This window comes from Streptomyces sp. URMC 123 (assembly GCF_051386515.1).
Classification (GTDB): Bacteria; Actinomycetota; Actinomycetes; order Streptomycetales; family Streptomycetaceae; genus Streptomyces.
The window spans coordinates 1-2148 of record NZ_JBPQTV010000555.1; the positions used below are offsets into that span (position 1 = coordinate 1).

The window sequence follows — 2148 nt, forward strand, 5'->3', positions numbered from 1 at the left end:
GGGCGGCCGCGCGCCGGGCGGACCGGGCGGGCCCCGGCCCCGCCCCCGTACCGCAGGAGCAGCCCGTATGACAGCCACGCCCCTCCGGCTCTCCGTGAACGGCGAGCCCCGGGAGTTCCCCGGCGGCACCACCCTCGATCTGGTCGTCGCCGCCCTGACCCGCGCCCCCTCGGGGGTCGCCGCGGCGGTCAACGAGACCGTCGTACCGCGCGGCCGGTGGGGGGCGACCCCGCTCGCCGACGGCGACCGCGTCGAGGTCCTCACCGCGGTCCAGGGAGGGTGACGTCGACCATGGCCGACGATCCGCTCACCCTCGGCGGCGCCCTGTTCGGCTCCCGGCTGATCATGGGCACCGGTGGCGCGCCCAGCCTGGACGTTCTCGAACGGGCGCTCGTCGCCTCGGGCACAGAACTGACGACGGTCGCCATGCGGCGGCTCGATCCGACCGTACGGGGCTCGGTGCTGTCCGTACTGACGAAGCTGGGCATCTCCGTGCTGCCCAACACCGCGGGCTGCTTCACCGCCGGCGAGGCCGTACTGACCGCCCGGCTCGCCCGGGAGGCGCTCGGCACCGACTGGATCAAGCTGGAGGTCGTCGCCGACGAACGGACCCTGCTGCCCGACCCCGTCGAGCTGCTGGAGGCGGCGGAGACCCTGGTCGACGACGGCTTCACGGTCCTGCCGTACACCAACGACGACCCCGTGCTCGCCCGGCGGCTGGAGGACGTCGGCTGCGCGGCGATCATGCCGCTCGGCTCGCCGATCGGGTCCGGGCTGGGCATCCGCAACCCGCACAACTTCCAGCTCATCGTCGAGCGGGCCGGCGTCCCGGTGATCCTCGACGCGGGGGCCGGTACGGCGTCGGACGTGGCGCTCGCCATGGAGCTGGGCTGCGCCGCGGTGATGCTGGCCTCGGCGGTGACCCGCGCCCAGGAGCCGGTGCTCATGGCCGAGGCGATGCGGCACGCGGTGGCGGCGGGGCGGCTGGCGTACCGGGCGGGGCGGATTCCCCGGCGCCACTTCGCGGAGGCGTCGTCGCCGATGGCCGGCAGGGCGGCCCTCGACCCGGAGCGGCCGGCGTTCGGCGGAGGCTGAGCCGGCCCGAGCCCGGACCGGGCCGATCCCGGCCCGCACCGCACCGCACCGACCACGACCGTCACCGTTCCGCTGCAATCCCCCGTCGCACGGGGCACGCGCGCCGACCGGTGATGGGCGGCTCGTACACTCACCGGCGTGGATACGACCCTTCAGGACCCGCTCGTCGGTCAGGTGCTCGACGGCCGTTACCGCGTCGACGCCCGCGTCGCCGCCGGTGGCATGGCCACGGTCTACCGCGCCCTCGACACCCGGCTCGACCGCGTTCTCGCCCTGAAGGTGATGCACCCCGCCCTCGCCGACGACGCGTCCTTCGTCGAGCGCTTCATCCGCGAGGCGAAGTCCGCGGCCCGGCTGGACCACGCGAACGTGGTCGGCGTGTTCGACCAGGGCACCGACGGCGCCCATGTGTACCTCGCCATGGAGTACGTCGCCGGCTGCACCCTGCGTGACGTGCTGCGCGAGCGCGGCGCCCTGCGGCCGCGGGCCGCGCTCGACGTGCTGGAGCCCGTGCTGGCCGCCCTGGGGGCCGCGCACCTGGCCGGCCTGGTGCACCGCGACATGAAGCCCGAGAACGTCCTGATCGGGGACGACGGCCGGGTGAAGGTCGCCGACTTCGGGCTCGCCCGCGCCGTGGACACCACCACCGCCGCCACCGGCCCCCTGCTCGGCACCGCCTCGTACCTGGCGCCCGAGCAGATCGCGCACGGCACCGCCGACGCCCGGGTGGACGTCTACGCCTGCGGCATCCTGCTCTACGAGATGCTCACCGGTGGCAAGCCGCACACCGGGGAGAACCCCGCCCGCATCCTCTACCGGCATCTGCACGAGGACGTGCCGCCGCCGTCCGCCGCCGTGCCGGGGCTGGCGCCGGAGCTCGACGCGCTGGTCGCCGCCGCCACGGCGCGCGACCCCGGGCTGCGGCCGGCCGACGCCGTGGCGCTGCTCGCCCTGGCCCGCGCGGCCGCGGAGCGGCTGACCGCGGAGCAGCTCGACGCGATACCCCCGCGGGCCCGCCCCGACCAGGCGCCCGACCAGGCGCCCGCCGGGACG

Annotated in this window: 3 protein-coding genes; all 3 read left to right on the forward strand. The window is 76.0% G+C overall.

Going from position 1 to position 2148, the window contains the following annotated elements; translation table 11 throughout:
* The first annotated feature begins 67 nt into the window (after nucleotides 1-67).
* Nucleotides 68-283, forward strand: coding sequence for a sulfur carrier protein ThiS (thiS, locus tag ACSNOD_RS30650; RefSeq protein WP_436770346.1), 216 nt, complete (start codon nucleotides 68-70; stop codon nucleotides 281-283).
* Nucleotides 284-291: 8 nt separating this feature from the next.
* Complete coding sequence (locus ACSNOD_RS30655) at nucleotides 292-1095, forward strand: thiazole synthase (protein WP_436770347.1); 804 nt, start codon at nucleotides 292-294, stop codon at nucleotides 1093-1095.
* Nucleotides 1096-1233: 138 nt separating this feature from the next.
* Nucleotides 1234-2148 (forward strand): protein kinase domain-containing protein (locus ACSNOD_RS30660; RefSeq protein WP_436770348.1); only part of this gene is annotated, 915 nt, incomplete at its 3' end.